Origin of the sequence: Mycobacterium sp. PSTR-4-N (assembly GCF_022348085.1) — a bacterium.
GTDB lineage: Bacteria > Actinomycetota > Actinomycetes > Mycobacteriales > Mycobacteriaceae > Mycobacterium.
The window spans coordinates 123,589-130,984 of sequence record NZ_JAKRFN010000018.1; the positions used below are offsets into that span (position 1 = coordinate 123,589).

The following is a 7,396-nucleotide window of genomic DNA, read 5'->3' on the forward strand; positions in this document are numbered from 1 at the left end:
AGCTCACTCCGAGAGCTGGAACTCCACCATCGCGGTGACGGTCTCGACCGCTTCGGAGAGCGCAACCACGCGATCAGCGACCGTCGGTGCGGCCAGTATCGAGTAGCGGTCAGCCTGACCCATCGGCAACCGAGCGGTCAACGCGTACAACCACAGAGCGGCATCACCGGATTCGTCGGCGCCGAGCACGATGTCGCGCGCATTGACCTCAGCGCCCCGCGCCGTGGCGATCCGCTCGAACAATGCGACCATCCGGTCCTCGATGTCCCGGATCGCGTCCGCGGTCACCACCGGCCCTGGCTGGTCGGGCCACAGCTCGATCACCGCACGGGGATACGGCGCGTCCGGCAACCATTCGAGAACCCGGAACCGTTCCCGCATGGCGCATTTCATCACGTATTGACCGGCGCCGAGGTCCTGGTGTTCGGTGATGTGCGCGACGGTGCCGACGTCGCTGCGGCTGTCGCCCCCGCCGACCTCCCGGCCTGCAGCGATCAACACCACCCCGAACGCGGGATCCTGTGCGGCCAGGCACGCCTGCACGAGAGCCGAGTAGCGCGGCTCGAAAATCTTGAGCGGCAACGTTTCTCCAGGCAGCATCGCCACCTCGAGCGGGAACATCGGGATCGTCGGCACGTCAGATCACCAACTCGGCGATCAACCCGTCCACGACGGCGCGCAGATCCCCGTCCGACTCCTCGGCGATCCGCCGTTGACGTTGGTAGGAGGCACCGTCGCGGTAGATGTCCGCGACCGAGGCGAGTTCGTCGACGCATCCCAGCGAGCGGGCCACCGGGGTCAGTCGCTCCAGTTGCTCGTCGAGATCCTCGGTGACGAGCCGCTCGTTGCTGTCGGCGTCGAGGATGATGATTGCGTCCAACCCGTAGCGCGCGGCCCGCCACTTGTTCTCCTGCACATGCCACGGCGGCATCACCGGCAGCGCCTCCCCCGCGTCGAGACGGCGGTCGAGGTCGACGATGAGGCAGTGCGTCAGCGCGACCAGCGCCGCGAGTTCCTTCAGGTTCGACACCCCGTCGAAGATCCGAACCTCCACGGTGCCCAGATGAGGAGAAGGCCGGATGTCCCAACGGATCTCGTTCATGTGGTCGATGATGCCGGTCTTCTTCTGGTCGGCCACGAAGCCTTCGAACTCCCGCCACTCCTGGAAGTGGAAGGGCAGGCCCGCGGTCGGCAGCTGCTGGAACATCATCGCGCGATTGCTCGCATAACCGGTATCGCCGCCGTCCCAGAACGGCGACGATGCGGACAGCGCCAGCAGGTGCGGGTAGTAGTCGAGCAGCGAGGTGATGATCGGCATCACCTTGTGCGCCGAGGAGATCCCGACGTGCACGTGCACACCCCAGATCAACATCTGCCGGCCCCACCACTGGGTGCGCTTGATCAGCTCGGCGTAGCGCGGCGCGTCGGTCAGCTTCTGCGCCGACCACTTCGCGAAGGGGTGGGTGCCGGCGCAGAACAGTTCCATGCCTCGGTCGCGCACGATCTCGCGCACGGGCCGCAACGTCGACCGCAGATCGTCCATCGCCTCGGGCACGGTGTCACACACGCCGGTGACGACCTCGATGGTGTTGCGCAGCAATTCCTTGTGCACACGCGGGTTCTCGCCGATCTCGGCGATCACCGAGGCGGCCTCGTTGCTCAGGTCACGTGTCTGCGCGTCGACGAGCGCGAACTCCCACTCGACGCCGAGTGAGGGCCGGGCGGACCCGGCGAAGTCGATGCGGTCAGCCCGTCGGTCAGCCCCGAGTGATGACACCGCACGCCACCCGAGCTCCGGCATCGCCGGTCGCCAGGGTGGTCTGATCCGGCGGCGGCGCGCCGTTGACCTGCTGGTAGCGCTCCGGCGGGATGTTGGCGAAGTTGTCCGCCTTTTCGTGGATGATGATCGCCGTGCCGGCGCCGTCGAGGAGTTGGTCGGCGGTGAAAGCATCGGTGGTGGTGACGAGCTTGGCCGAGCCGTCCTCGCGCACCTGCAGCGAGGCGAGGTCGCCGCTGGCGGGATGGCCGCTGTGGCCGGGCACCTGGAGATGTCCGCCCGCGGAGTTGAAGTTCGCCGGGGCGCCGCCCGTCGGGGCGACCGAGTTGGCTTCGCACTTGCCGACGGAGTGGATGTGCATGCCGTGGAAGCCGGGCGTGAGCTGGCTGGTCGCCGAGGTCTGCACCGTGATCGTGGCGAAACCGCCGGAGAACGCGATGTCGGCGGTGGCGACGGTGGTGCCGTCGGCGGTCTTGAGGTCGGCCTTCAGCGTCTCCCCGTTGGCGGCCTGGGCCTGCCCTTCACCCTCGCCGGCTTCTCCCTCGCCGGCAGGCGCCGACGGTGACGGTGAACCGGTCCAGATCGGGGGTGTGGTGCCCGGCGTATCGCTGGGCACGTCGCCCGGAGGCGAACAGGCGGCCAACGCGAGTGCGGGCGCTGCGAACAAGGTGGCGGCGGCGACGGTCCTGCGCATGGGCAAGAGCCTAACCGGTGACCGCGACGATGACGCCCGGCGGCTGCTCGGTCAGCTCGGGCAGCCGCGGCGCCACCGGTGCTTCGAGCAATCGGCCCACCTCTTCGGCGGCCCGCTGTTCACCCGGTGCGTCACTGAAGAACACCGTGGTGACCGTCGTGTCCGGCAGGGTCAGGTTGCCCGTCTCGGTGACGTTCCAGCCGGCCTCGCGCAGCCGGTCGGCGGTGCTCTGCGCGGCCCCTTCGGTGGTCGAGATGTTGAAGACCCGCACGTCGGCCTTCGCCGGCGGCGCGGTGGTCGACGGTGTGGTGGGGGTGCTGGTGATCGACGTCGCGATCGAGTCGCTGCCCGAGTCGTCGTCGCTGCTGCCCATCGACTGGAAGCCGACGAGCAGGAACACCACGCCGAGGAACAGCAGGACCATCACCATGGCCCGCAGGGGCAGTCCTGAGGATTCTCGCTGGTTCATCGGCGCCTACTGTATCGGCTCGCCGGCGGCGTCAGGTCACGTCGAAGCCGAGGCGCCGCGCCGCGCGCGCCTTCTGCCGGCTCGCACGCAGCCTGCGCAGTCGCTTGACCAGCATCGGATCGGCCGCCAGCGCTTCGGGCCGGTCCACCAGCGCGTTGAGCACCTGGTAGTAGCGGGTCGCCGACATCGAGAAGAGCTCTTTGATGGCGTCTTCTTTGGATCCGGCGTATTTCCACCACTGCCGCTCGAACGCCAGGATGTCGTGTTCCCGACGGGTCAGACCGTCGGCGGGTTCAGCGCCGTCTGCGGAGTCCCCTGACTGATCAGTCCGCACGATCGCGCCGTCCATATCGCCTCTTGGACCCTTCCAACGGTCGAAATGACATCAGTGTGGTTTGCAGGTCGTATTCAATCACGGCTCGGTCACGGACATCGTCACCAATGACCGCGAGTCGGCTCCTGCGCGCGTCACCCTAAGCTTTCGGCCATGGCTGTTCGACCGATCTGCATCGTGGGGGACCCGGTCCTCCACACCGCCACCGAGCCGATCCCCGTCGGCGCCGACGGGTCTCTGCCCGCCGACCTCGCCGATCTCATCACCGATCTCTACGACACGATGGACGCCGCCAACGGAGTGGGATTGGCCGCCAACCAGATCGGTGTCGCCAAGCGCGTGTTCGTCTACGACTGCGCCGACGCGCGCGGCAAGACGCTGCGACGGCGCGGCGTGGTGGTCAACCCGGTGCTCGAGACCTCCGAGGTGCCCGAGACGATGCCCGACCCCGAGGACGACGACGAAGGTTGCCTGTCGGTACCCGGCGAGTCCTTCCCCACCGGGCGCGCGTCGTGGGCGCGGGTGACGGGCCTGGACGCCGACGGCACGCCCATCACCTTGGAGGGCGAGGATCTGTTCGCCCGCATGCTTCAGCACGAGACCGGGCACCTGGACGGCTTCCTCTATCTGGACCGCCTCGTCGGCCGCAACGCCCGCAGTGCGAAGCGGGCGGTGAAATCGCACGGCTGGGGTGTCCCCGGCCTGACGTGGCTGCCCGGCAAGGACCCCGACCCGTTCGGTCACTGAGCTGTGCCGCAGCTGCCACCGCCCGGCACCCGGGTGAGTCTGCGCTATCGCCTCCCCTCCGACGAGGCGCGACCTTTCACCGATGTGATCGGCCACGTCGAAGAGATCGAGCCCGCGGTCGTCGTGCGCACCCGCCACGGTGAGCTGGTCGCGATCTCCCGAGACGACGTCGTCGCGGTCCGGGTCGTGCCTGAGCAGCCGGTGCGCGTCGGCGCGATCCGTAACCTGGAGCACGCGGCGGCCCTCGCCTGGCCGGGTACCGAGCAGCAGTGGCTCGACGGCTGGTTCCTGAGGTTCGGTGGCGGCGCCACGCGGCGCGCGAATTCTGCTGTGCCGCTGCACTTCACGTCTCATGCCGAGATCACCGCGGTCGCCGGGGCGTACGCTGCGCGCACGTTGCCCGCGCTGATCTCCGCGCCCGATCGGTTGTTCCGCATCCCCGACGGGGTGCCCACCGATGCCGAGAACCTGGTCATGACAGCGGATGTCGAGCCAGGATCCGCCGGTGAGGTCACGATGGCCGCGACTCCCGACGAACGCTGGCTCGCGCTCTACGAGCGCGACGTGCCGCCGGCCGTACTGACGGCCGTGATCGACGGCGAGGTCGGGTTCGGCACGCTGGCCGACGCCGCGGTCGGGCGAGTCGCGATCACCGAGGCGCCCGACGGCACCCGGTGGGCCGGGGTGTCGGCGGTCCACGTCGTCGAGTCGGCCCGCCGTCAGGGCCTGGCTCGCCGGTTGTGCGACGGCCTGCTCGGGTGGGCCGGTGCGCACGGCGCGACACGCGCCTATGTGCAGGTGGTCACCGACAACGACGGCGCTCGGCGGCTGTACGAGAAGATGGGCTTCACGCTGCATCACCGGTCCCGCTATGTGCGTGCCGAGGATCTACTGTGAACGGCATGCGGTTGGCGACCTGGAACGTCAATTCGATTCGCGCCCGGGTTGATCGGGTCACCGATTGGCTGGAACGCGCCGATGTCGACGTGCTCGCGATGCAGGAGACGAAGTGCTCCGACGAGCAGTTCCCGACGATGCCGTTCGCCGCGCTCGGCTACGAGGTGGTGCACTGCGGGTTCAACCAATGGAACGGGGTGGCCATCGCCTCACGGGTCGGCATCGACGATGTCGCGGTGGGCTTCGACGATCAGCCGACGTGGGGCGCCACCCCCGGCGTCGAGGCCGCCGCCGAGGCGCGTGCGCTGGGCGCGACGTGCGGCGGGGTGCGGGTGTGGAGCCTCTACGTGCCCAACGGCCGCACCGTCGACGACCCGCACTACCATTACAAGCTGAAATGGCTTGCCGCTCTGCGGCAGTCAGCGTCATCGTGGTTGGCAGCCGATGCCTCGGCGCAGATCGCACTGGTCGGGGACTGGAACATCGCGCCCACCGACGACGACGTGTGGAGCGTCGAGGCGTACGCGGGCAGCACGCATGTCACCGAACCGGAACGCGCCGCGTTCGACGCGATCGTCGACGCCGGATTCGCCGACGTGGTGCGGCCGTTCACGCCGGGGCCCGGGGTCTTCACCTACTGGGACTACACGCAGTTGCGCTTCCCGAAGAACCGCGGCATGCGCATCGACTTCATCCTCGGCTCGCCGGCGCTGGCCACCCGCGTCGAGCACGCCGAGATTGCGCGCGACGAACGCAAGACCGGCAAGGAACGAGTGGGATCGCCCAGCGATCACGCCCCGGTCGTGGTGACGCTGGCTTAGCACCAGAACGTGATGCTCCTATCTCTGTTAAGCGTCAAGCGACATCGATGAGCTGGGTGTTTAGCCAGCGGCGGTAGTTGGTGGCGAGGGTGTCGTCGCATTTGAGGCCACGTTCGAGTCGGGAGATCTGGGTGGGCCAGACCCCGAAATGGTTGGCGACGGTGGTGAGGGTGATCTTGCGGGCTTGTCGGGTGGGGCGTAGATCGCTGTAGTCGTCGATCGGGCTGGGTGCGGTGAGGTGTCGAAACATTTCGCGGGCGATGGCTCGTTTGAGCAGCCGCAGGACGTCCTTTTTGGAACGTCCGACAGCCAGTTGTCGGGCGACGTAATCGCGGGTGCGCGGCTCATGGGACCAACGCACTAGAGCGATGCGGTGCAAAGCGTTGTTGGCGGCGCGGTCTCCACCGCGGGAGAGCCGATGCCGGGTGGTCTTTCCCGAGGAGGCGGGTATCGGCGCGGCGCCGGCGAGCATCGCGAACGCTGCCTCGCTGCGGAGGCGGTGGCTGTTGGTGCCGGCGGTGATAAGCAGTTGGGCGGCAGTATCGGGCCCGACGCCGTAGGCCGCCCGCAGGGCGGGGTTGAGCGCTGTGGTCAGGGAATCGAGCTCGGCGGCCAGGTCGCGGTCTTGGCGCTCGAGGAACTCGATGCGCTGTGCCAGTGCTTTGCAGGCGATCAGCACCGATACGGCGGTAGGGTCCTCGTGCGCGGTGGGGCGACACCGCGCCAGCGCGTCGATCAGGCGCAGCGTCGTGGGGTAGCGGCGATAACGCTCGCGGAGCTCGGCCGGAGCGGTGACCAGGAGGTCTTTGATCTGATTGATCGCCGCAGTGCGGGCTTTGATCGCGCCGCGGCGGGCGACCAATAGAGCTTTGAGCGCCCCGGTGTGGGGGTCTTTGGGCACGGCTAGGCTGTGGCCGGCCAACACCGCGCGGGCAGCGCTGTAGGCATCGAGTGGATCAGATTTCCCTTGCTTACGCCGTGCGGCGCGGTCGGGACGATTGACCTCGACGGTGTGAATATCGTTGGCCTGCAATGCCTGTGTGATGCCCGCGCCATAGGAGCTGGTTCCCTCAACGCCGACGGAGACGACCTCGCCGAAGCTACGCGCCCAGCAGATCGCCGCCCAATACCCGGTCGGGCTGGTGGCAAATTCGGCATCACCGAGCAGTTGACTGGTATCGGTGATCGCGGCCAGGTGAATGGTGTCGAGGTGGGTGTCGATGCCGATGACGACGCGACGTCGGGGTGTCACGATGGTGGTGTCCTCTCCGTGCAATGAACCGTGCGATGAGTGACAACCCGGTAGGGCGGGCAGACAAGACATTGATGAGGCAGCGGACAGGCTCCTGATTAAGTCATGTCCGCCCTACCAGGGCTGTTGCGGTGCTTGCCCGCACGTCGCCGGTGAGACAAATCAATTGGAAGACAACCCAACAGGGCGTCAGTCAGCGGACGAGTCATCACCGGCGGCGAACGAGCAAGACCATCCTCACCCGAAACTGATTAACAGCATCAATGTCGGTGGGCCCGTGTCTTGAGTCAAGAAAGTGGCAGGTTTTTGTTGGCGAGGTAGGCCTGTTTGGGGGTGTGGTCGGCCAGTGCTTGGTGGGGTCGGATGGTGTTGTAGATGATGCGGAAGCGGTGAACTTCCATGTCG

General features: G+C 67.5%; 9 protein-coding genes. 3 read left to right on the forward strand and 6 right to left on the reverse strand.

Translation table 11 applies throughout. The features are described 5' to 3' along the window. Nucleotides 1-3: 3 nt before the first annotated feature. Genes MHN84_RS21830 through MHN84_RS21850 form a run of 5 tightly spaced genes read right to left on the reverse strand, consistent with a single transcriptional unit; the run spans nucleotide 4 to nucleotide 3,289 of the window. Nucleotides 4-636 carry an LON peptidase substrate-binding domain-containing protein gene (locus MHN84_RS21830; RefSeq protein WP_241206598.1) on the reverse strand — a complete coding sequence of 211 codons (633 nt, stop codon included), beginning with the start codon at nucleotides 634-636 and terminating at the stop codon, nucleotides 4-6. A 1-nt stretch (nucleotide 637) separates the two neighbouring features. Further along, nucleotides 638-1,801, reverse strand: a complete 1,164-nt coding sequence (locus MHN84_RS21835; protein WP_241206599.1) for a glutamate--cysteine ligase — start codon at nucleotides 1,799-1,801, stop codon at nucleotides 638-640. Next, the gene (locus tag MHN84_RS21840; protein ID WP_241206600.1) at nucleotides 1,758-2,471 is read right to left on the reverse strand and encodes a superoxide dismutase family protein; all 714 of its coding nucleotides are present in this window, start codon (nucleotides 2,469-2,471) and stop codon (nucleotides 1,758-1,760) included. Before MHN84_RS21840 ends, MHN84_RS21835 begins: the two co-directional genes overlap by 44 nt. A gap of 10 nt (nucleotides 2,472-2,481) precedes the next feature. Then, nucleotides 2,482-2,940: a LytR C-terminal domain-containing protein gene (locus tag MHN84_RS21845; RefSeq protein ID WP_241206601.1), complete on the reverse strand. Its 459-nt coding sequence runs from the start codon at nucleotides 2,938-2,940 to the stop codon at nucleotides 2,482-2,484. 31 nt (nucleotides 2,941-2,971) lie between these two features. Then, the gene (locus tag MHN84_RS21850; protein ID WP_241206602.1) at nucleotides 2,972-3,289 is read right to left on the reverse strand and encodes a DUF3263 domain-containing protein; all 318 of its coding nucleotides are present in this window, start codon (nucleotides 3,287-3,289) and stop codon (nucleotides 2,972-2,974) included. A gap of 138 nt (nucleotides 3,290-3,427) precedes the next feature. Here MHN84_RS21850 and MHN84_RS21855 point away from each other — a divergent pair, with 138 nt between their 5' ends. From MHN84_RS21855 to MHN84_RS21865, 3 genes are read left to right on the forward strand one after another with little or no spacing between them, the layout of a single operon-like run. Next, nucleotides 3,428-4,021 (forward strand): peptide deformylase, encoded by a 594-nt coding sequence (locus MHN84_RS21855; protein WP_241206603.1) that lies wholly within the window; start codon nucleotides 3,428-3,430, stop codon nucleotides 4,019-4,021. A 3-nt stretch (nucleotides 4,022-4,024) separates the two neighbouring features. Then, a complete protein-coding gene (locus tag MHN84_RS21860; RefSeq protein WP_241206604.1) occupies nucleotides 4,025-4,918 on the forward strand; it encodes a GNAT family N-acetyltransferase in 894 nt (297 codons plus the stop codon). Nucleotides 4,919-4,923: 5 nt separating this feature from the next. Beyond that, the gene (locus tag MHN84_RS21865; protein WP_241206605.1) at nucleotides 4,924-5,739 is read left to right on the forward strand and encodes an exodeoxyribonuclease III; all 816 of its coding nucleotides are present in this window, start codon (nucleotides 4,924-4,926) and stop codon (nucleotides 5,737-5,739) included. 34 nt (nucleotides 5,740-5,773) lie between these two features. Here the strand turns inward: MHN84_RS21865 and MHN84_RS21870 are convergent, their stop codons facing one another. Continuing rightward, complete coding sequence (locus MHN84_RS21870) at nucleotides 5,774-6,991, reverse strand: IS110 family transposase (protein WP_241206606.1); 1,218 nt, start codon at nucleotides 6,989-6,991, stop codon at nucleotides 5,774-5,776. Between the last annotated feature and the right edge of the window lie 405 nt (nucleotides 6,992-7,396).